Genomic DNA, 22,228 nt, shown 5'->3' on the forward strand with positions numbered 1-22,228 from the left:
GGCAGTTGTGCGCGACCGGGTGACACAGAGGGCCCGGATCTGGGTACGAACGCCTCCATGACGCCTTCCGCCACGTACCGGCTTCAGCTCCAGCCGGACTTCCCGTTCTCGGCCGCCGAGGACGCCGTGCCGTACCTCGCCACGCTCGGCGTCTCCCATCTGCATCTGTCCCCGGTCCTCGAAGCCGTGCCCGGCTCCCGGCACGGCTACGACGTCGTCGACCACGGCCGGGTGCGCGCCGAACTGGGCGGCGAGGAGGGGCTGCGGCGGCTCGCCCGCACAGCTCGGGAGCACGGTCTCGGGCTGGTCCTGGACATCGTGCCCAACCACATGGCGGCCGACCCCCGGCACAATCACGCGCTGCGGGAGGTCCTGCGCGAGGGGCCCGGCTCCCCGTACGCCCACTGGTTCGACATCGACTGGGCGGCGGGCGACGGGCGGATCCTGCTGCCCGTGCTCGCCGGACGGCTCGGCGAGGAGATCGACGGGCTCCGGGTCGACGGGGAGGTGCTGCGATACGGCGAGCAGGAGTTCCCGCTCCGGGCGGGCACCGCGGGTCTCGGCCTGCCCGAGCTGCTGGACGCCCAGCACTACCGGCTCGGCTGGTGGCGGCTGGCCCGGACCGAGCTGAACTACCGGCGGTTCTTCACCATCTCGGAGCTGATCGGGGTGCGGGTGGAGGACCCGGAGGTCTTCGCCGCCACCCACGCCAAGATCCTCGAACTGGTCCGGGACGGGACCGTCGAGGGTCTGCGGATCGACCACCCGGACGGACTCGCCGACCCGGCCTCCTATCTGGAGCGGCTCTCCGAGGCGAGCGGCGGTGCGTGGACCGTGGTGGAGAAGATCCTCACCGGTCCCGAGCCGCTGCCGGCCGGCTGGGCGGTGGCCGGGACGACCGGGTACGACGCGCTGCACCGGATCGACGGTCTCTTCGTCGACCCGCTGGGCGCCGCGGAACTGCTCGGCCACTACCGGGAGTCCGCTTCCCCGGCCGGCGACCGGGGAGGCTACTGGAAGGCGACCGTGCGCCGGGCCGCCTACCGTGTCGTCACCCATGAGCTGGCCGCCGAGACCGCGCTGCTGACCCGGCTGGCGTCGCGCATCTGCGCCGGGGACCCCGCGCTGCGCGACCACGCCCCGTGGGCGCTGCACACCGCGGTACGCGAACTGCTGGTCCGGGTACCGGTCTACCGCCCGTACGTGACGGCCGGCGGGCCCTGCACGGAGTCGGCCGGGGCAGCGCTCGACGCGACGGCGGTGAGCGAGGCCAAGGCGGTGTTCACCGTGCGGGAGGAGGCGTCGGCCGTCGATGTGGTGCGGGAGCTGGCGCTGGGGCGGCTCGGCCCGGACGGCGACCGGGCGGCGTTCTGCGACCGGTTCGCGCAGACGGCGTCCGCGCTGCGGGCCAAGTCGGTCGAGGACACCGCGTACTACCGGTACGTGCCGCTGATCTCCGCCAACGAGGTGGGCGGTGATCCGGGGCAGCCGGCGGTGGCTCCGGAGGATTTCCATGCCTTCTGCACCCGGCTCGCACGGGACTGGCCCGCCACCGGCACGGCGCTGACCACGCACGACACCAAGCGCAGCGCCGACGTCCGGGCCGCCGTCGCGGTGCTCTCGGAATGTCCGGGGCAGTGGTCGCGGCTGGTGGCGGAGCTGGCCCGGACGGCCCCGGCGGCCGCCCCCGATCCGCAGCTGGCCTGGCAGGCGTGGCAGACCGCGTTCGGCTGCGTGGGGTTCCCGGCCGGTGAGCAGGCGGCGCGGCTGGAGCCCGCGCTGCTGAAGGCGGTGCGCGAGTCGGGGCTGTTCACCAGCTGGACCGAACCCGATCCGGGGTACGAGCGGGCGGTGTCCGACTTCGTCGCCGCCGGTCCGGCCGCCGCCACCGGTCCGGTGCGGGCGCTGCTGGAGGGGTTCGCGGGCACGCTCGCCCCGCAGGTGCGGGCCAATGTGCTCGGCGCGGCGCTGGTGCAGCTGACGATGCCGGGGGTGCCGGATCTCTACCAGGGCACCGAGCGCGCGTACCTGGCGCTGGTCGACCCGGACAACCGGCGGCCGTTTCGCCGCCCTTTCCCGGACACGCCTTCCGGCACGCCTTCCGACGAGAAGGAGGCTCTCACGGTGGCGGCGCTGCGGCTTCGGCGTGAGCGGCCCGGGGTGTTCGGCGAGTCGGGCACGTACGCCCCGCTGACGGCCTCCGGTCCGGCGGCCGGGCACTGTGTGGCCTTCTGCCGCTCGGGCGAGGTCGTCACCGCGGTGACCCGGCTGTCGCTGCGGCTGGCCCGGGCGGGCGGCTGGCGCGGGACGGAGCTGACGCTGCCGGACGACGGGGTGTGGCGGGATCTGCTGGCCCCGGGCCGGGAGTTCTCCGGCGGCACGGCCGCGGTGGCCGAGCTGTTCGCCGAGCGGCCGGTGGCGCTGCTCAGCCGGGTCGTACCAGAAGGGACCGCGGGCCCCGGGTGAGCAGGCCGGTGGCGGCCGGTCTGAATCCGTCCGCCCAGCGGAGCCGGGGCATGGCGTCCAGGAGGGCGCGCAGGCCCTGTTCGGCCTCCAGCCGGCCGAGCACCACGGCCGGGCAGCCCGCCGGGCCCGTGGTGGTGGTGTGGCCCTGGTCGCGGCGGAAGGGGTCGAACAGGTCCGGCGCCGCGAACCGTTCCGGATCGCGTCCCGCCGCGCCGATCAGGCAGGCGACGGGGGACCGCGCCGGGAGGGTGCCACCGCTGAGGGTGACCTCGGTGAGGGTGCGCCGCAGCACGACCTGGACGGGCGGGTCGCGGCGCATCGACTCCGTCCAGGCCCGGCCGGCGAGTGCCGGTTCGACGCGCAGGGCGGCCAGCAGGTCGGGGTCGTCCAGCAGGTTGGCCAGGAACGAGGCGAGCGCCGTCTCGCGCAGTCCGGTGCGCCGGGTGCAGGGTCCTTCGTCGGCGGGCGCGCCGCCACCGGAGCGCGACGAGGACCGGAACGGCCCGGTACCGGCGGGCAGCCATCGGCAGAACTCCTCGACGAGATCGGCCTGCCGGCGCCCGGCGATGCGCCGGGCCAGCACGTACGCGGTCCGCTCGACGCGTTCGGCCAGGTGCCGGGGCACGGAGCCGGTCTCCACCGTGTACCGGTCACGGGGCAGGCAGCGGGGGCTGCCGTGGCAGAGGCCGAGCGGTGCGGGGCCGCCGCGAGGTGCCCCGTCGTGCGGGAAGCCGGTGAACCCCGGGCCGGTGAGCGCGGTGACCACATCGTCGTACCGGCTGATCAGCCAGGCTCCCAGCGGGGCGTCGTAGCTGAGCGGGTACTCCTCGCGCAGCACCCGGTAGAGCCCGTACGGGTCGCGGGCCGCGCCGGGGGCGAGGAGGCTCGGGCCGCCGGGGCGGGTCGTCCGGTGCGTCCTCGGCGGCCTGTCGGGGCGGAGGTCCGGCGAGGGCGTCGGGGCGGGTATGTCTCCGGGGGCGTCGGCCTGCATCCGTACCCCCGGGCGCTCGGTGCGCCGGTGTGTGCGGCGCGGTCCCCTTCAGGGCATCACCCGGGCGGACCCGCCGCAGTCGGCGCGCGGCCGTCCGGGTGACGGGGCGCTCACCGGCGGCATGGTGAAGGTGGTCGCGGAGCGGGGCGGGCGGGTCCTGGGCGTCCATCTCGTCGGGCCGCATGTCTCGGAGATGATCGCCGAGAGCCGGCTGATCGTCGGCTGGGACGCCGAACCGTCCGATGTCGCCCACCACGCGCACCCCCACCCGACACTCTCGGAGGCGGTCGGCGAGGCCTTCCTCACCCTGGCGGGCCGCGGACTGCACCAGCAGGCGCGAGAGCGGGCCGGGCACCGGGCCCGGACACCCGGGCGGCGCCGCGGCCGCGTTACGCGGGCGGCGTGAGCACGGTCCGCTAAGGGCGGGACAGCCCTTAGGAAGGCGGCCTGAGCGCGGGCGCGGAGAGCCGGAAGATCATCGTGCCGAAGCTCACCTGGTCCCCCTCCCGCACCGAGACCGTCCCCGTGACGCGCTGCCCGTTGACACAGGTGCCGTTGGTCGAGCCCAGGTCGCGCAGCAGCCACCGGCCACCGTGCACGGTGAGTTCGGCGTGCGTCCGGGACACGGTCTCGTGGCTGAGGCGCAGCCCGTTGCCCGGATCCCGGCCGATGAGCAGGGGGTACGGGCTCGGCGCCGGCAGCAGCAGCTTGGGCAGCCGCTCGGCCCACCAGGCCCTGCGCACCCGCCCGGGAAAGCCGGAGACCCCGCCGACGGCCCGGATCAGCCGCCGCGACCAGCGGCCCCCGCTGTCCAGGTCGGCGGTGAGCGCCTGCAGCTCCTCGGAGCGGTTCGCGGTCAGGGCCAGTTCCATGCGCCGGACGAAGGTGTCGTGGGAGAGCTTTCCCTGCGCCGCGCCTTCTCTGAGCACGCCGAGAACACGGTCGCGCTGGGCGTCGGACAGCCGCGCGGGATACGTGTGGAACTCGAAGGAGGACGTCACAGAGCCAATTGTCGGGCCGACCGCCCCAAGGTGTCCAGAACGGCCGCTCCTTCCTCGCTCCCGGCCTGTGCGGGACGGCCCGCCCGGGTCCCCTGCGCACACCTCTCACCCGGATATCCAGGGGCGCCCGGAGCGAGACGTTGCTACCGTCTGCCGCCGTGCCGCGCCGACGACCGCCGGGGCGCTCCCGCGTAGTCCTGGAGACTTTGTGCCTGCTGCACCACCCGAACTGACCGTCCGTCCGCTCGCCGGGGCGCAGGAGCTGGATCTCTTCCGCCGGCTGTCGTACGTCCTGGACCACGAACTGGCGGACGACCTCCACTCCGGCCGCCGCCGCCCGGAGTGGATGTGGGTGGCGTCGCGGGGCGACAGGGTGGTGGCTCGGATCGCGTGGTGGAGCCCGGACGGCAGGGTGCCGCTCCTTCTCGACTTCTTCGACCTCGACGACACCCTGCCCGAGCCCGAGCGCGGCGAGGTGGGCCTGCGGCTGCTGGAGACGGCGAGCGCGGCGGTCGTGCCCGCCGGTGGGCGGCGCCCCGAGTACGGGCGGTACGTACCGCCCGACTGGCGCGAGGACCCGGTGGCCCGTGATGTCGTCGAGGCCCGGATCCGGGTCATGGAGCGCACCGGTGCCCGGATGCTGGTCGAGCGGCTGCGCCTGGAGTGGCGTGCGGGCACCCCGGTGCCCGCCGACAGCGGCCGGCTGCGATTCCGCCCGGTCGCCGGGCGCGAGGACCTCCTCGCGCTGATGACGCCGGTGATGGAGGGCACCCTCGACGCCCACGGCCGGCAGGACCTGGCCTGCGGGCTGTCGCCGCGCCAGGCCGCGGAGAAGCACTACGACGAGGAGCTGGCCGGCTACACCACTCCGCGGGAGTGGTGGCGTATCGCCGAACTCCCCGACGGCGAACCGGTCGGCTTCGTGATCCCGGCGCGCAACAGCTACAACCCGATCATCGCGTACATCGGTGTGCTGCCCGCGCGGCGTGGTCACGGCTACATCGACGACCTCCTCACGGAGGGGACCCGGGTGCTCGCCGGGCAGGACGGGGTGGAGCGGATCCGGGCCGCGACGGACCTCGGCAACGTGCCGATGGCGAAGTCCTTCGAGCGTCTGGGATACGTCAACTTCGAGCGCGCCTTCGACATGGTGTGGGACTGACGGAGCCGCCGCCGCGGCAGATGGTCCGGGCCGCGTACCCGGACCGCCCCCACCGGACTGTCCTACGTCGACTTCGGCGACCTCTGCGCCGGTGATCCGGCCGTCGACCTCGCCGCCGCGTGGAACTGCTGGCGGTGCGCGGCGCCGGAGGGGCCGTTCGCGAGCTGCGGCCGGGCCCGGACCACCATGGCATTCGACCTGCGAGAACAGGCATGATGGGCACTCAAGTTCCGTACGCCCCACCACATGCCGCGTGTCCCCGCCGCCCCACCGGCCCCGGGGGCCGGGAGGTCAGATACGTGTCACGCCAGATGCTCACCGTCGCAGTGGACGGTTCGGGCGATTTCCGCACCGTCGCGGAGGCCGTCGCACGGGCCCGTACCGGGGCTGTCGTCAGCATCGGTCCCGGCCGTTACGAGGAGTCCCTCACCGTTTCCGCCGCGATCACGCTGACCGCGTCCGAGGGGGCCGGAACGGTGGAGCTGGCGCCCCGGCGCGGCGCCGCGCTGACCCTCACCGGCGACGCCGTGATGGTGAGCGACCTGGTGCTGCGCGGCCACGACGACGAGCTGCCGGTCGTCGACTCGCCGCGCGGACAGATCGCGATGGACCGGTGCGAGGTGCACGGCTCTGCGTGGGCGGCGCTGTTCGCGCGCGGCAGCGGGTCCCTCGCCCTGCGCGAGTGCCGGGTCAGCAATCCGGCGGGCGCCGGTGTGGTCTCGACATCCGGGAACGAGAGCTTCCTGGAGGACTGCGTCGTCGAGCATCTGGGCACGTCGGCGGTGGTGGCCGGGGAGCGCGGGCGGATCACCGTGCGCGGCGGCAGGCTGCGCGACACCCGGGGCAACGGGGTGCTGACGAACGGTCAGGCACACCTGCACCTGGAGGACTGCGAGATATCCGCGGCGGACAAGCCCGGGGTCGCCGTCGAGGAGGACAGCACGGTGCGCATGGTGCGCGGCTCGGTCCGCGAGGCGGTGGTCGGGGTGTACGTCAGCTCGACCGGGCCGACCGTGCTGGAGGAGGTGTCGGTGGCCGACACGACCGGGCACGGGTTCGTGCTGGACGCCGGAAGCTCCCCCACCCTGACCGCCTGCCGTACGGAACGGACCGCTGGGCACGGTCTGTTCGTGACCGAACGCAGCCGGGGCACGTTCAAGGACTGTGTGTTCGCCTCCGCGCAGGACGCGGCGATCCGGGTGAACGGGTTCTCCTCGCCGGTGCTGACCGGGACGGTCGTGGCGGACGCGAAGGCCGTCGGGGTGCTCCTCGACGAGGACTCGGCGGGTGAGTTCGACCGCCTGGAGGTACGGGACGCGGGCGGGTCCGGCATCGTCGTCCGCACCGGCGCCAACCCGTTGTTGCGCCGCGTCACCGTCACCCGGCCGGGTTCGCACGGGGTGGAGGTCGCCAAGGACGGGCGGGGCCGGCTGGAGGAGTGCGTCGTCGAGGCGTCGGCCGGCTCGGCCGTGCACGTCTCGGGGCACGGCAGTCTGTACGTCGGCGGCAGCACGCTGCGCGCGGCGGCCGAGGCGGGCGTGCACGTCGGGGCACTCGGCACACTCACTCTTCGCGACACCGCCGTCGAGGACGCGGCCGGGGCGGGCGTCCGGATCGAGGCGAAGGGCGAGCTGTCCGCCGCGCGGGCGCGGGTCACCGGCTCGGGTGAGCACGGTGTGCTGGTCGCCGCGGGCGCACGGGCGGCCCTGAAGACCTGCGAGGTGTCCGGCTCGGGCGCCGACGGTGTACGGGTCGAGGGCACCGACCCGGCGTCACTGATCGGCTGCACGGTACGGGACAACCGGGGCAGCGGGCTGCGCCAGGCGGTGCCCGGCGACCGGCTCGCCGTCGAGGGGCTGAACAGTGCGGACAACGGTGCTCCCGACGCCTGGGGCAGTGCGGCGGGCGCCGAGGCGGCGGGCGGCGGACGACTGCCCGGCGGTGCGGTTCCGATGGCCGCCGAGCCGGACAAGGACACCGGTCCGGTGGCCGAGCTGGAGTCCCTGATCGGTCTCGCCGACGTGAAGCAGCAGGTCCTGACGCTGATCAATCTGAACCGGCTGGCGCAGCGGCGCGCCAGCCTCGGCATGCCCGCCCCGCCGATGAGCCGCCATCTGGTGTTCGCGGGCCCGCCCGGCACCGGCAAGACGACGGTGGCCCGGCTGTACGGGTCGATCCTGGCGTCACTCGGAGTGCTGCGCACCGGGCACCTGGTGGAGGTGTCGCGGGCCGACCTGGTGGCACAGATCGTCGGCGGCACCGCGATCAAGACCACCGAGACCTTCAACAAGGCGCTGGGCGGCGTGCTGTTCGTCGACGAGGCGTACACGCTGCTCTCCGACGGCGGCGGTTCGGGCGCGGACTTCGGCCGGGAGGCCATCGACACCCTGGTGAAGCTGATGGAGGACCATCGAGAGGACGTGGTGGTCGTGGCGGCCGGCTACCCCGAGGAGATGACCGGCTTCCTCGCCTCCAACCCCGGTCTGGCCTCCCGGTTCACCCGCACCGTGGAGTTCACCGACTACACCTCGGACGAGCTGGTCACCATCGTCGAGCGGATGTGCACGGGGCACCACTACGAGCTCGAACCGGCGGCCCGGACCGCGTTGCACGGCCACTTCGAGGCCATTCCCCGCGACGCGGCCTTCGGCAACGGGCGCACCGCCCGCAAGGTGTTCGAGGAGATGGTGGACCGCCAGGCATCCCGGCTCGCGGGCATGCCGGAGGTCAACGAACGCGATCTGGCGGTACTGACCGCCAGGGACGTCGGCGTGACGGCGGCCGTGGACCGCAAGGCCGACGACGACCCGCTGCTGCGGCTCGACGCGCTGGTGGGGCTCGCAGCCGTCAAGCGGGAGGTGGGCGACCTGGTCAACCTGCTGGCCACCGCCCGCCGCCGCACCGAAGCCGGACTGCCCGCACCGCGCATCAGCAACCACCTGGTCTTCGCGGGGCCGCCCGGCACCGGCAAGACGACGGTGGCCCGGCTGTACGGGGAACTGCTGGCCTCGCTGGGCGTGCTGCCGCGCGGCCAGTTGGTGGAGGTGTCGCGGGCCGACCTGGTGGGCCGGTGGGTCGGACACACCGCGCAGCTCACCAAGGAGGTGTTCACGCGCGCGCTCGGCGGTGTGCTGTTCATCGACGAGGCGTACACCCTCACCCCCGCCGGGAGCGGCGGTTCCGCCGACTTCGGCCAGGAGGCGGTGGACACCCTCCTGAAGTTGATGGAGGACCACCGCGACGAGGTGGTGGTGATCGCGGCGGGCTACACCGAGGAGATGGCGCGCTTCCTCGGCTCCAACCCGGGTCTCGCCTCCCGTTTCCCCCGGCACATCGAGTTCCCCGACTACTCCAGTGACGAGTTGGTCACGATCGTGCGCCAGCACGCCGTCGACAACGGCTACGAGTGCGCGCCCGGCGCCGCCACCGCGCTGCGCGCGCATTTCGACGGACTGCCCAGGGGGCGCACGTTCGGCAACGCACGCCTCGCGCGGCAGACGCTGGAACAGATGATGACGCGTCAGGCGGGGCGGCTGAGCACGGTCGCGGCGCCGAGCCTGGACGATCTGCAGCTCCTGCTGCCGGAGGACCTGACAGGCCTGCGTCAGCCTTCCTGAGAGCTGTCCCGCCGCGCACTCCTCCCCGGACCCTCCGGACCTCACCGAACAGAGGAACGCCCCGCATGCACCGCCGTACGACCGTTCTACTGCTCAGCACCGCTCTCACTGCCCTGCCGGGCCCGCTCGCCCTCGCGGACGACGGCGGCAGCGGACAGGTGGTGCTGCCCGGGGTCCCCGAGCGGCTGTCCGCACAGCAGGCGTGCACGGCCTTCAAGGGGCGGGCCACCTCCGACGCCCCCTGGACGCGCCGGGCGCTCGGCCTCGACCAGGTGTGGACCCTGTCGCAGGGTCGGGGCGTGACGGTCGCGGTCGTCGGCACCGGGGTGAGCGACGGGCCCGCCGTACTGGCCGGCCGGGTCGACGCGGTGGGTGACGCGGGCGAGGACTGCGTGGGCCGGGGAACCTTCCAGGCGGGTCTGGTCGCGGGGGCGGCCACGCCCGGCCAGGGCTTCTCCGGGGTCGCCCCGCAGGCGAGGATCCTTGCCGTACGGGGCACGGGCGTCCGTGGCGAACCCGACCCGGCACGCCTGGCGGCCGGGGTGCGGGCGGCGGCCGAGCACGGGGCCGGTGTGATCACCGTGACGGCTCCGCTGGACGGTGCGGACAAGGCGGTACAGGCGGCGCTGGCGGTGGCCGCGGCCAAGGACTCGCTGGTGGTGGCCCCGGCGGCGGCGGACAGCGTCCCGCCCGCGACCAGCGGCGAAACCTCTGCCAAGCCCGCTCCCGCGCCTCCGAAGGGCGTCCTCGCCGTACTGGACACCGGCCCGCAGGGCACCCGTCCGGACACCGCCCCGCCCTACACGCGCGCCGACCTCACCGCACCCGGCGACGCACTCGTCGGGCCGGGCCCGGTGGACGGCGGCAAGTGGACCGGCTCGGGCTCGTCGCTGGCGGCGGCGGTGACGGCGGGCACGGCGGCGCTGGTCCGCTCCTACCACCCGGAGCTGAAGGCGGCTCAGGTGCAGGAGAGGCTGCTGCGCACGGCGTACCCGGCGGACCTGCCCGCGCTGGATCCCTACGGTGCGGTGGCGGGCGCCCAGGCCGCGGCCCCGGATGCGGCGGCGGCACGGCCGGACCCGGTGAGGCCGGCGTCGCCGCCGGACGCCGCGAGTGCCAGGAACACCGCGCTGCTGGTCACGGCGGGCGCCGCGGGGACGGCGCTGCTCGTGGCGTTCCTCGCCGCGGCGCTGCCGCGGGGGCGGGCCAGGGGCTGGCGGCCGGGACGGCTGGACCCGCGGGGCACCCACGGGGAGGGCGGCACCGCCTGAGGACAGCGGCGCCGGCCGGTGGGCGGGCGGGCCCGCTCTCGCACCCGCCCACCCACCGGAACCCTGGCTCTACCCCTCCTGCCCCGCCGCCTCCTGCGGCAGCGCCACCTGCACGAGCGCCGCCTTGCGGCGGGCGATCCGCAGCGCACGCCCCGGCGGCAGGATCCTCGGCTTGACGCTGTCGAAGATGTAGCCCTCCGACGGCGGGCAGGACAGCTGGAGGGCCGGGGAATTGACCTCCTGGAGCTTGCGCATCAGGGGGTCCAGACGTGACGCACCGGTCGCGGCGCGGGCGACGACCACATGGAGGCCGACCTCGTAGCCGAGCGGAATGTGCGGCAGAAGCGGTTCGAAGGGGCCGCTGAAACCGGTACCGACCATTTCGTAGTCGTCGACGAGCACGAACAGGCGCGGCCCGGTCCACCAGTCGGCCCGCCGCATCCGGGCCGGGGAGATGTCCTCGCCCGGGGCTCGGACGACCATCGCCCGGGTGACCCCGTCGATGAGTTCGCGCAGCGGGTCCGCCGCCACCGCGTGGCCGAGGCGGTACTCCTCGGGGACCGCCTCGACGAGCTCGCGCCGGTAGTCGACGACCAGGATGCGCGCCTGCTCGGGGGTGTGGGTCGCGACGATCTGCTGGGCGAGCAGCCGCAGCGCGCTGGTCTTGCCGCTCTCCGTGTCCCCGATCAGCATCAGGTGCGGACTCTGCCCGAAATCGTGCCAGACCGGGGCGAGTTCGGCCTCGTCCAGGCCGAACGGGATGCGCAGCGGCCGGGCGGGGTCCGCCGGCGGAAGATCGGCGGCGGTGAGGTGGGCAGGCAGCATGCGGACGGGCGGGGCCGGCGGGGCATCCCAGTGCTCGGCGACGGCCTCGACGAGGTCCGCGAGGGCGTCGGTGAGGTCCTCGGCCTCCTCGCCGCCGTCGATGCGCGGGAGTGCGGTGAGGAAGTGGAGCTTGTCGGGGCTCAGGCCGCGCCCGGGTACGGCGGGCACGGTGCCGGCCTTGCGGATGTCGATGGCGGAGTCCATCGGGTCGCCCATCCGCAGCTCCAGACGGTTGCCGACCTGGTCGCGGAGGGCGGCGGAGAGCTCCACCCAGCGGGAGGTGCTGACCATGAGGTGGACGCCGTAGTTGAGGCCTCGGGTGGCGATGCCGTTGAAGACGGCGATGTCGTCGAACATGTCGCTGCGCACCGTGGACCAGCCGTCCACGACGAGGAACACGTCGCCCAGCGGCTCGTCCGGGTACTGCCCCTCGGCCCGCCGCCTGCGGTAGGTCGCCATGGAGTCGATGCCCTGCTCCTGGAAGAACAGCTCTCGCCGGTTGAGCAGCGAGGTGACCTCGGCGAGGGTGCGGGAGATCCGTTCCCGGTCGAGACGGCCGGCGACCCCGCCGACGTGCGGCAGCCCGGCGAGGCCCAGCAGGGCTCCGCCCCCGAAGTCCAGGCAGTAGAACTGCACTTCGCGCGGGGTGTGAGTGAGGGCGAGCGCGGCGATGAGGGTCCGCAGCACGGTGGACTTGCCGCTCTGGGGGCCGCCCGCGACGGCGAAGTGCCCGCCCGCGCCGGAGAAGTCGACCGTGAGCAGGTCGCGCACCTGGTCGAAGGGCTTGTCGACGATGCCGACGGGGACGCGCAGCTTGCCCCGGTCGGGGGAACCCGTCGTGGTGAGGCCGAAGTCGGGGTCCGGGACCAGGGGCGGCAGCAGTGCGTCGAGGGCGGGCGGCGCGTCCAGCGGAGGCAGCCACACCTGACGGGCGGGCGGGCCGCTGTCGCGCAGCCGGTCGAGGGCGAGTGCGAGGAGGGACTCGCCGGAGTCGGGCTCGGGGGTCGCCGGCTCGGGGGCCGAGGGCAAGGTGCGCGGCACCACCCAGTCGGTGCCCCACGGAACGACCTGCCGGGCGATCTGCGCCTGCTGGACGGTGCCGCGCCTGCTCGTGTACGCCCCGGAGACGTACGCGGCGCGGAACCGGGTGAGGGCTTCGACGCCGCTCTTGAGGTAGCCGCTGCCGGGGGTGGGCGGCAGGTGGTATGCGTCGGGGACGCCGAGCACGCCGCGGCTCTCGATCGCGGAGAAGGTGCGCAGGCCGATGCGGTAGGAGAGGTGGGACTCCAGCTGGTGCATACGCCCCTCCTCCAGCCTCTGCGACGCGAGGAGGAGGTGGACGCCGAGCGAGCGGCCGAGGCGGCCGATCATCACGAAGAGATCCATGAAGTCGCGGTGCGCGGAGAGGAGTTCGGAGAACTCGTCGACGACGATGAAGAGGGAGGGCAGGGGTGCCAGCGGGGTGCCGGACGCGCGGGCCTTCTCGTACTCCAGCACGGAGGAGTAGTTCCCGGCCCGGCGCAGCAGTTCCTGGCGTCGCATCAGTTCACCGTGCACGGCGTCCTGCATGCGTCCGACGAGGGGGAGTTCCTCGACCAGGTTCGTGATGACGGCCGAGGTGTGCGGCAGCTCGTCCATTCCGAGGAAGGTGGCACCGCCCTTGAAGTCGACGAGGACGAAGTTGAGGGTCTCGGACGAGTGGGTGAGGGCCAGGCCCAGCACAAGGGTGCGCAGCAGCTCGCTCTTGCCGGAGCCGGTGGCGCCGATGAGCATGCCGTGCGGGCCCATGCCGCCCTGGGCGGACTCCTTGATGTCGAGCTCGACGGGCATCCCGTCCTCACCGACGGCTATCGGCACCCGCAGCCGGTCGCGGCTCTCCAGCGGGCGGGTGTCCCACAGCTTGGCGGGGTCGTGGCGCCGCAGGTCCGCTATGCCGAGCAGGGAGGTGAGTTCGGTGTCGGAGGCGAACGGCTCGGCCGAGACCGCGCCGCCGCCGAGGCGGTACGGGGCGAGCCGGGCTGCCAGCGTACGGGCGGCGAGCGGGCCGAGCGTGTCGGGTTCACCGAGCAGGGTGGCCTGCTCCTTGCGTTCGCGGTCGGTGCGCACCAGGTGGAGTCCGCCGTCATCGATGCGCAGCCGCAGCGTGCCGCGGGCGGGCTTCCAGGCCAGCGCCTCGGACAGGTCGACGACGACGGCGTTGCGGTATCCGGCTCCTTCGAGGCGGTGGCCGCCGGGCACGGTGCCGCCGTCCACGACGATGACGGTGAAGGGCTCCTCGCGGCCGGGCGCGGTCTCCGGGTCGAACGGCGGACGTTCGGTGAAGTCCGCACCGAGCAGCTCGTCCAGCTCCACGAGTCCGGCCGCCACGGTACGGGCCTGCCCCGCGCCGTCGCGCTGGTAGGCGTGCTGGGTGTGCGGCAGCCACTTCACCCACTCCCAGTCGGCGCGCCGCGCGTCGGAGACGCAGAGCGCGACGGTGAGTTCCTCGGGTGCGTGGAATGCCGCGAGCTGGGCGATCAGGGCGCGGGCGAGGGAGCGGGCCCGGTCGTTGTCGCCGTGTACGAGGATGCGCGACCAGGCCCGCAGGTAGAGGGCGATGGGCTGGCCGGGGACGGTTCCGTACGCCCGGATGAAGCTGCGCAGGGCGTGCGCGGTGAGCGGTTCCAGGTCCTCGACCGGTTTGGTGGCCAGCGGGGCGAGCCGGGTGCCGAGCTTCTGCTCGCCGACGGCGACCCGTACCTCCGCGAAGTCCTCGTCGGCGGGGCGGCGTTCCCACTGCCTGCTGGTGCCGGTCAGCGCCCACAGTCCGGCCGGGTCCGGGTGCCGCCAGGCCAGGGCCTTCTGCTGATCGGCCACCGTGCGGCGGATCTTGCGCCGGGTCTGGGCCAGGTACCGCAGGTAGTCCCGTCGCTCGCCCTTGAGCTTGCGCTTGCGTTCGCCCGCGCTGCGCATCAGCTGTCCGACGATCATCGCGACGGACGAGAGCAGCATCAGCCCGATCGCCAGGTAGCTGAAGGTGGTCGCCTGGCCGGGCCTGATGAACATCATCATCATGGCGAGTGACGTCAGGCCCATGGGGAGGTACATCCACATGGCCGAGGTGTTCGGCTCCGCCTCCGGGAGAGCGGGCGGCTCCTGGAGGCTGATCTCGCCGTCCGGCATGTCGGGGCCCCGCCGGCGGGCGGGACGACGGAACAGAACGGTGCTCACGCGGAATTACTCCTCGGGCTCGTCGCCTCGGACGCGGTGGGGAGGCAGGGGGATCCAGGGCGGTTCAGCACGTGTATGTCCGGCACGGGGGGCGCACCAGTGGCTGACGGCCTGACGCGGGATCAAAGGTAGTGTGCGGTGATCAACTTTGGTATCCCCGCCCCTCGGAGAGGTGTGGCCCCGCCGCATGACAGACATATCCGCCCCCGGCCTCTGTCGGCTCACGGTAAGAACTCAGGAACGGCTCATCGATCTGGCGGTCCCCGCCGACGTCCCCGTGTCCGACTTGCTGCCCATCCTTCTCGACCACGCGGGCCACGACCTGGCGGAGAGGGGGATCGAACACGGCGGCTGGGTGCTGCAACGCCTGGGCGAGGAGCCCCTGGACGAGGAACGCACGCCGGAGGGCCTGGGCCTGCGGGACGGCGAGACGCTGTTCCTCCGTCCCCGCACCGAGGCACTGCCGCCCGTCCACTTCGACGACCTGGTGGACGGGGTCGCCGTCACGATGCGCGACCGCCCGCACGGCTGGGAGGCCCGCACCAGCCGGTGGCTGCTGCGCGGCACCGCGGTCGTGCTGCTCGCGGCGGGACTGCTGGTGCTGGCGCTGCCGGGCGGCTCCGCGCCGCTGCGGGCCGCGGTCGCGGCCGGCACCGGACTGCTGGTGCTGTTCGGCGCCGCCACGGCGAGCCGGGCGGTGGGCGACTCCGCCGCCGGCGCCGCGCTCGGCGTCCTCGTCGCACCGTATCTGGGGCTGGCCGGTGCGCTGCTGCCCAGTGGTGACGCGGATGCGCAGCTGATGGGTGCGCGGCTGCTCGCCGGTTCGGCGGCGGCCGCGGGCGGGGCGGTCCTGGCGGTGGCCGCGGTCGCGGCCTTCGTGCCGCTGCTGCTGAGCGCGGCGGTGGTCGCGCTCGCGGGCGCCCTGTGGGGCGCCCTGATGCTGGTCACCGACTGGCCCGCCGCGCATGCGGCGAGCGTCCTCGCGGTCCTCGCGGTCGTCTTCGGCGGCCTGGTTCCGGGCATCGCCTTCCGGCTGTCCGGGCTGCGGCTGCCCGCCCTGCCCACCAACGCGGAGCAGCTCCAGGAAGGCATCGAACCGCACCCCAGCCGGAGTGTGGTGAGCCGCACCGCGCTCGCCGAGGAGTGGATGACCGCCCTGTACGCGGGGACCGGTCTGGTCTGCGCGGTCGTCCTGACCGCCCTCGTCCTGGACCGCCCGAACACCGCCGCCCTGGTCACCGCCGGAGTTCTGTGCCTGCTCCTGCTCCTGCACGCGCGCGGCATCGGCAACGTCTGGCAGCGGCCCGCGGTGATGCTCCCGGGCCTGTACGCCCTGGTCCTGATGGCGGTGCGGGCTGCCCGTTCGCTGGACGCCGGGCAGCGCCCGTTCCTGATCGCGGCGCTCATCGCCGTCGCCGCGTCGGCGGCCATCGCCTCGTGGACGGTGCCCGGCCGCCGGATGCTGCCCTACTGGGGCCGGGCGGCCGACATTCTGCACAGCCTGCTCGCCGTCGCCCTGATCCCGCTGACTCTGTGGGTGCTGGGCGTGTACACGGCCCTGCGCACCGCCAACGGCTGAGGGGCGTACGACATGCAGTCCAGGAAGGACCAGGTCCAGGCCCACCTCTTCGTCATGGGGCGGCTGACCAGCGGCATGCTGCGGGGTGACCCGGACTCCCCGGAGTCCCCGGTGGGCCGCACGAACCGGGGCATGGCCTGGGGAATCGGCCTCGGAGTCGTGCTCGTCGTCGGGTTCCTGCTCTTCGGCATGATCTCCCCCGCGGGTTCCAAGACCTGGCGGCAGGAGTCCGCGCTGATCGTGCAGAAGGACACCGGTACCCGCTTCCTCTATCTCGGCAAAACGCTGCGCCCGGTCCGCAACTACGCGTCGGCGAAGCTGATCGCGGCCGATGAGCTCAAGGTGGTCTCGGTGTCCGGGACATCCCTGGCGGGCGAGCGGCACGGGACCCCGGTCGGCATCCCCGGCGCCCCCGACGCCCTGCCCGGCCTCGGTGACCTGGAGCAGGGTGCGTGGCAGGTCTGCGCCGAGGAACCGGACCGCACGGGCGCCGACCGCACCGGCCGCCGCCCCGTCACCTCGCTGCGCCTGGGCCTGCCCGCCGGCGGGGTCTCCCCCGGCGACGACCGCGCGGTCCTCGTCCAGGGCCCGGACGGCAGCACGCACCTGCTGTGGGGCGATCACCGGCTGCGGCTCGGCAAGCACGGTGCGGCCGAGGCGCTGGGCTACTCCGGGGCGACGCCGGTGCCCGTCTCGGCGGCGTTCCTCGACAGCGTCCCGGCGGGACCCGACCTGACCGCACCCGAGGTGGACGGCCGGGGCGCGGCCGGCCCCCGGATCGGCGGGCATCCCGGCCGGACGGGCCAGGTGTACGCACTGGCCTCGCCGGGCGCCGTCACCCAGCACTTCCTGCTGGAGAAGAGCGGGCTGCGCGCACTGAGCACCCCCGGGGCGGCCCTCGTGCTGGGCGACGACCGGACGGCGAAGCTGGCCTACCGGGGCTCGGTACCGGCTGCGCTCCCGCTCACCGCCGACCAGCTGGCCCAGCACCGGGCACCGGCAGCCGAGGCGGCCAAGGACCCGGCGGGCTGGCCGTCCCGTACCCCTGTCGTACGGGACCCGGGTCCCGGCACGTCGGTGTGCGCCCGGATCCAGCCGGAGGGGGCCGCGCCCCGGGTGGCCCTGGCACTGGTGCCGGCGACGGTACGGGCCGCTCCGGTGGCCTCCGGTCCCGAGATCCAGCGGGCGTGCCTGGCCGTGGACGGACTGGACGTACGTCCCGGGGGCGGCGCGCTCGTGCAGGCGCTGGGTGCGGGCGGCTCGGTGATCGGCACGACGACGTACCTGGTCACCGATGTGGGCATCAAGTACCGGCTGCCGGACGCGAAGTCGGTGGAGCGGCTCGGCCTCAAGGGCGGACACGCGCAGGCGGTGCCGTCGCGGCTGCTGGACATGCTGCCGACGGGGCCGGTGCTGGACGCGGCGGTGGCCGGCGGTGAACGGGCGGCCCCCGCGGGCCCGTCGGAGAAGCCCTGCGGATGAACGGCCGGTGAATGGGTGACGTCCGCCCTTCACCGGGCTTTCAACTGCCCCCGTTCACAGGCCGATGGACGCCTGCCGGCGTCATCAATGATCAATTCCAGCTCAGATCTCACCCCTGAGCATTGCTTGCGCCACACCCGCATCTCTAGCATCAACAGACGCTCAAGTTCTGGAAAGGACACCTGCCATGTCGACTCCCCCCGCCCCTCCCGGCAACCTCCAGACGTCGTCGCAGTCCGAGAACCAGAAGGGCTACACCGCCCTGAGCACGGTCCAGAGCGGCATCAAGCAGTCCCAGGAAGAGGTGCGGACCACCATGAGCGGCCTGATGGCTGCGTACGGGGGCCAGGACGGCGGCGCGTACCAGCGGCTGCTCACGGACTGGAGCGGCCAGGTGGACATCATCACCAAGAACATCGGCCAGATGATCGAGAAGCTCCAGGAGACCGGCGTGCTTCAGCGCGGCCTTCAGGGACAGACCACGGAGACCATCCAGAGCAGCAGCCGGTCGAACGACGTCTTCGGCCAGCTGACCTGATCGCCGGTACGGCGCCTTCCCCTTCCCGTCCCCGCCCCGTCTCCCCCTCCAGGAGTTCGTCATGACCACTCCGTACGACCCCTCCAACAAGACCGACGGCATCATCCACGTCGAGTACAGCCGGGTGGACCAGGCCGCCGAGGACATGCGCCTTCAGACGACGCGCATCCAGTCCCTGGTGCAGGCCCTCAACGAGGAACTGGTCGGGCTGCACGGTGCCTGGCAGGGTGCGGACGCGGCGACGTACGCGGCTCTGCAGAACCAGTGGAACCAGGCCACCACCCAGCTGGGCCAGGTCCTGACGAAGCACAGCTCCACGCTGAGCGACATCTCGGACCAGTACCGCAAGCACGAGAACCGCAGCGCGTCGGAGTGGGGGAACATCCGCGTCGGCGGGTGACCACCTACCCGCCCTCTGCCTCCCGCCTGCCCCACCTCCCCCGTCGATTGTGAGAAGCCATGGCGGCCGACCCGACCAATCTGTCGCACCTGGACACGGAGTCCCTCCAGAAGTTCATCGACACCGATGTCCAGGAGTTCATCGACCTGCTGACCGCGCTGGAGAAGGACACCGAGACGGGTGGGATCTCCTCGCTGAAGTTCCTCAGCGCCCAGATGGCCACCCCTGAAGTGGGCCTCAGCAGCCATGTGCTCAAGCTCGGCAAACTGGTCGGGAAGGACGCGACCCCGCTGAGCGCGAATCCGCTGGTGGAGTACCTCACGGGCGCGGCGGGGTCCCAGGCGGGCGTCATCAGCAACCAGCTGAAGCTCTTCAACGACATCCAGAAGAACATGAAGACGGTGCTGGCGACGATGAAGAAGAACCAGGCGGACAGCCTGGAGGACATCAAGAGCCAGGAGTTCCTGAACGACCTGGGCGATGTCAACGGGGACCTCGCCCCGACCCAGAAGGCCTGACCCTCACCTTTCGTCTCCGCTCGTCGCACAAGGAGAGTCCTGCCCGTGGCAGTTGATTCAAGCTGGGAATCCGTCGTCAAGCAGCTCACCGGATTCGACGGCGGCACCAGGGCCAACGTGGCGGCCGTGGGCGGTGCGGACGCGAAGGCGGGAACCGGCAGCGAGTGGATGCGGGTCACGGTCAAGAAGGTCACCAAGGTGGGCGTGCCCGACGACCGCAACACCACGGGCGAGGTGGAGGCGGGCGAGACGCCCGAACGGGTCATCCAGTTCTACGGCCCTTCCGACGGGCAGACCAGCACCTACCTCGACGTCTACAAGGCGACGATCTCCCTCCCCTGGAGCTCGTCGAGCGGCGCCGACTGGAGCAACACCGGAAACGCCGGAGCCTATGACTACGGCTACGGGAAGGCGCTGGAGGCCCTGCGGGACACCTTCACCACGGACGGGTTCGGCGGTGGATACGACCACACGCCCGCGGTGGTCACGGCCGACGCGATCAACCTCAAGGAATTCAGCCCCATCGCCGAGGCCTTCAACAGGGTCGTCGACTACTTCTCCGCCAAGTCGGTCGACCTCGAGAAGTGGGTGAAGCAGCTCGACGGCGAGTTCTCGTCCTATCAGGGCAGCGGCGCGGACGTCTTCCGCGACCTGATCGACGCGGTGGGCCTCGGCTACAAGGACTTCCTCACGCTGATCGCGCCGAAAACGGGTGCGGTGCAGCCCGGCGGCGGCAGAGACTTCAAGAGCAACAAGGACTACAAGTCCCGGTCCGTGGTCGGGGACAAGCTCATCGATGCCGAACTGGCGATCTGGACGGCGGCGAACGAACTCGCCACGGCCTGGAACGGGTGGCAGAACAACTCGGACCCCGGCGTACAGACCGCGGTCAACACGGCGTACGCCGGTCTCAAGGCCCGGCCGGCGAACGTATGGCTCGGCACATCCCATCTCGACGCGCTGCTCGACGATCTGGCGATGTGGCTGAACGAGAACAACATCATGAAGATGCGGCAGAACTACGGCAACAACAAGCCCGGGGACGGGTTCCTCCACATCCACCCGGTCTACGGCAACCTCACCGTCGAGAGCGACTGGAAGAACCTGGCCACGCTGGCCTGCACCAACTGGCTCGCCACGCTCGCCCCTCTCGACCAGGCGGCGAGCAAGGCCATGCTGGAGCTCAACCAGGCCATGGTCGGGATGAACTCGGATTCGTCCTTCCCGTTCAAGGCCGGTGCCAACAGCCTCACGGAGGCCAACGCCGCCGACGAGGCCGGCCGCGCCAAGGAGGAGGCGGAAAAGGAGAAGGCCGACGCGGAGAAGGAGAAGGAGGACGCCAAGAATGAGATGGACAAGTTCAAGAAGGACCTGGACAGCAACGGTGGAACCGGCGACATCAAGCCTCCGCCGCAGATCGGGGAGAACGACACCGGCGGTCAATTCGGAGGCGGCGGAGCGGGCAGCGGCAACCTCGGCCTGAACGGCGGGAACAGCGGCGCCGACGGCAACGGCGGAAACGGCACCGGCATCGTCCCCCCGCCCACGCTCGGCCTGAACGGTACGGGCGACGGCAGCGGCCTGGGCGGCGCGAACCTCCCGATCCGCAACCCCGACGGCTCCACCACCCTCACGAACCCGGACGGCTCGACGACCACCACCTACCCGGACGGCCACAAGGAGACCACGCCCGCGGGGGTCCTGCCGCCTCCGCTCTCCCCCAACGCCACGGGCGGCAACTCCGGCGGCTACCCGGTCAAGACGGTCAAGGGCCCGGACGGCAGCACCACTTCGTACAACGCCGACGGTTCGCGCACCACCACGCACAAGGACGGCACAACCACCACCGTCAACCCCGACGGCACCTCCGTCACGAACAATCCCGACGGCTCGAAGACGGTCCTGAACAAGGACGGCAGCGAGACCGTCACCTACCGGGACGGCACGAAGGCCACCATCGCCCCGGACGGTACGACGGTCACCCAGTACCCGGACGGCACCTCGACGAAGCTCGCCCCGAACGGCACGCTCACCAGCACCGACGCTCAGGGCCACAGCACCACCAGCCACCCGGCGCCCGGTTCGACCGTCAAGAACCCGGACGGTTCGTCCACGGCGTACGGCAAGGACGGCACGACCACCACCACGCACCAGGACGGCACGAAGACCACCGTCTCGGCGAACGGCACCGTGACCACGGTCGACCCCGACGGCACCAAGACCGTCTCGCACCTGGGCAAGGGCACCTCCACCGTCCAGTACGCCGACGGCTCGGTGTCCCAGGTGGGCAAGGACGGCACGGTCTCCACCACGTACCAGGACGGCAGCACCACCAAGCTCGGCCCCGACGGCACGTACACCACCACCGACGCCGACGGCCACAAGAAGACCGAGCACCTCAACACCACCGGCAACGGTGGTACGCAGACGCAGACGAAGCACAACGCGGACGGCTCGTCCACGACGACGTACCCGGACGGCACCGTCGACAAGACGCTCAAGAACGGCGGCCACCAGATCAGCTACCCGGACGGGCGCACGGTCACCACCGACGCCTACGGGCGGACGACCGGCACGTCAGGCGGTACCGGCGGGCTCGGACCGAACAGGACCGGTGGCGGCCGCAGCGACTTCGACTACTACGACTACCCGGACGGCGGGAGCGGCAAATCGCCGCTGGGCGGCGGGGGTTACGGCGACTCGGGCACGGACACCGGCGGGGGTGGCCGGCTCCCGCTGAACCCGCTCGGCAACCAGGGGCTCGTCCCCGGAGGCGGCACGGGAGCCGCGGCGGGCGCCGCCGGGACCGGGCTGGCCGGGGAGCGCGGCCGGGCGATGGCCGCGGGAGAGGCGTCCGCCGCACGCAGCGGTAAATCGGCGCAGCTCGCCGCGGAGGAAGCCGCGATGGCGAGTCGGCGGCCCAGCACCACCTCGTCCGGCGGCACACCGATGATGCCGCCGATGGGCGGCGGCATGGGCGGCGGCGCGGGCGGCAACACCCAGAGCGACGAACGGGAGCGGTCCACCTGGGTGAGTGAGGACGAGGACACCTGGGGCACGGACGAGGGCGGCGTGTCGGCGGTGATCGGCCGATAGCCGGCCGGTGGAACGCCCCGCGAGCCGGGCGAGGAAAGGAACGAGTGGCATGAGCGGCACGAAGGGCGCACA

The 22,228-nt window shown here is 72.8% G+C and carries 13 protein-coding genes and 1 pseudogene; 11 read left to right on the plus strand and 3 right to left on the minus strand.

Annotation, left to right across the window (positions count from 1 at the left end):
• Nucleotides 1-57: 57 nt before the first annotated feature.
• Complete coding sequence (treY, locus tag OG322_RS06190; RefSeq protein ID WP_266410752.1) at nt 58-2,466, plus strand: malto-oligosyltrehalose synthase; 2,409 nt, start codon at nt 58-60, stop codon at nt 2,464-2,466.
• Here treY and OG322_RS06195 read toward each other — a convergent pair.
• The gene (locus OG322_RS06195; protein ID WP_329306158.1) at nt 2,426-3,457 is read right to left on the minus strand and encodes a cytochrome P450; all 1,032 of its coding nucleotides are present in this window, start codon (nt 3,455-3,457) and stop codon (nt 2,426-2,428) included. The two genes, treY and OG322_RS06195, sit on opposite strands and share 41 nt — an antisense overlap.
• Before the next feature lie 115 nt (nt 3,458-3,572).
• Between OG322_RS06195 and OG322_RS06200 the strand changes: the two are divergent.
• Nucleotides 3,573-3,791 (plus strand): annotated as a pseudogene (locus tag OG322_RS06200) (dihydrolipoyl dehydrogenase); the annotation flags it as partial.
• A 100-nt stretch (nt 3,792-3,891) separates the two neighbouring features.
• Here OG322_RS06200 and OG322_RS06205 read toward each other — a convergent pair.
• Complete coding sequence (locus tag OG322_RS06205) at nt 3,892-4,458, minus strand: DUF1707 and FHA domain-containing protein (RefSeq protein ID WP_329306159.1); 567 nt, start codon at nt 4,456-4,458, stop codon at nt 3,892-3,894.
• A 208-nt stretch (nt 4,459-4,666) separates the two neighbouring features.
• Between OG322_RS06205 and OG322_RS06210 the strand changes: the two genes are divergently transcribed.
• The 3 genes from OG322_RS06210 (at nt 4,667) to OG322_RS06220 (ending at nt 10,508) form a co-directional block, all read left to right on the plus strand.
• On the plus strand, nt 4,667-5,620 hold the full coding sequence (locus OG322_RS06210; protein WP_266410754.1) for a GNAT family N-acetyltransferase: 954 nt from the start codon (nt 4,667-4,669) through the stop codon (nt 5,618-5,620).
• Between the two features lie 311 nt (nt 5,621-5,931).
• Entirely contained in the window at nt 5,932-9,237 is a 3,306-nt protein-coding gene (locus tag OG322_RS06215) for a right-handed parallel beta-helix repeat-containing protein (protein ID WP_123463347.1), read from the plus strand.
• 65 nt (nt 9,238-9,302) lie between these two features.
• The gene (locus OG322_RS06220) at nt 9,303-10,508 is read left to right on the plus strand and encodes a S8 family serine peptidase (RefSeq protein ID WP_329306160.1); all 1,206 of its coding nucleotides are present in this window, start codon (nt 9,303-9,305) and stop codon (nt 10,506-10,508) included.
• A gap of 69 nt (nt 10,509-10,577) precedes the next feature.
• On the opposite strand, the gene eccCa is transcribed toward OG322_RS06220, so the two are convergent.
• Entirely contained in the window at nt 10,578-14,543 is a 3,966-nt protein-coding gene (eccCa, locus tag OG322_RS06225; protein WP_123463343.1) for a type VII secretion protein EccCa, read from the minus strand.
• Nucleotides 14,544-14,730: 187 nt separating this feature from the next.
• Between eccCa and eccD the strand changes: the two genes are divergently transcribed.
• The 6 genes from eccD to OG322_RS06255 all read left to right on the plus strand — a co-directional run bounded on the left by eccD (nt 14,731) and on the right by OG322_RS06255 (nt 22,156).
• A complete protein-coding gene (gene eccD / locus OG322_RS06230; RefSeq protein WP_124285499.1) occupies nt 14,731-16,122 on the plus strand; it encodes a type VII secretion integral membrane protein EccD in 1,392 nt (463 codons plus the stop codon).
• Between the two features lie 12 nt (nt 16,123-16,134).
• A complete protein-coding gene (eccB, locus tag OG322_RS06235) occupies nt 16,135-17,604 on the plus strand; it encodes a type VII secretion protein EccB (protein WP_123463339.1) in 1,470 nt (489 codons plus the stop codon).
• A 187-nt stretch (nt 17,605-17,791) separates the two neighbouring features.
• Nucleotides 17,792-18,142: a hypothetical protein gene (locus OG322_RS06240; protein ID WP_123463337.1), complete on the plus strand. Its 351-nt coding sequence runs from the start codon at nt 17,792-17,794 to the stop codon at nt 18,140-18,142.
• 61 nt (nt 18,143-18,203) lie between these two features.
• Nucleotides 18,204-18,542: a WXG100 family type VII secretion target gene (locus OG322_RS06245; RefSeq protein WP_123463335.1), complete on the plus strand. Its 339-nt coding sequence runs from the start codon at nt 18,204-18,206 to the stop codon at nt 18,540-18,542.
• Nucleotides 18,543-18,601: 59 nt separating this feature from the next.
• Nucleotides 18,602-19,060, plus strand: coding sequence for a type VII secretion system-associated protein (locus OG322_RS06250; RefSeq protein WP_123463333.1), 459 nt, complete (start codon nt 18,602-18,604; stop codon nt 19,058-19,060).
• A gap of 45 nt (nt 19,061-19,105) precedes the next feature.
• Nucleotides 19,106-22,156: an AAWKG family protein gene (locus tag OG322_RS06255; protein WP_329306161.1), complete on the plus strand. Its 3,051-nt coding sequence runs from the start codon at nt 19,106-19,108 to the stop codon at nt 22,154-22,156.
• Nucleotides 22,157-22,228 lie beyond the last annotated feature (72 nt).

Origin of the sequence: Streptomyces sp. NBC_01260 (assembly GCF_036226405.1) — a bacterium.
Taxonomy (GTDB): domain Bacteria; phylum Actinomycetota; class Actinomycetes; order Streptomycetales; family Streptomycetaceae; genus Streptomyces; species Streptomyces laculatispora.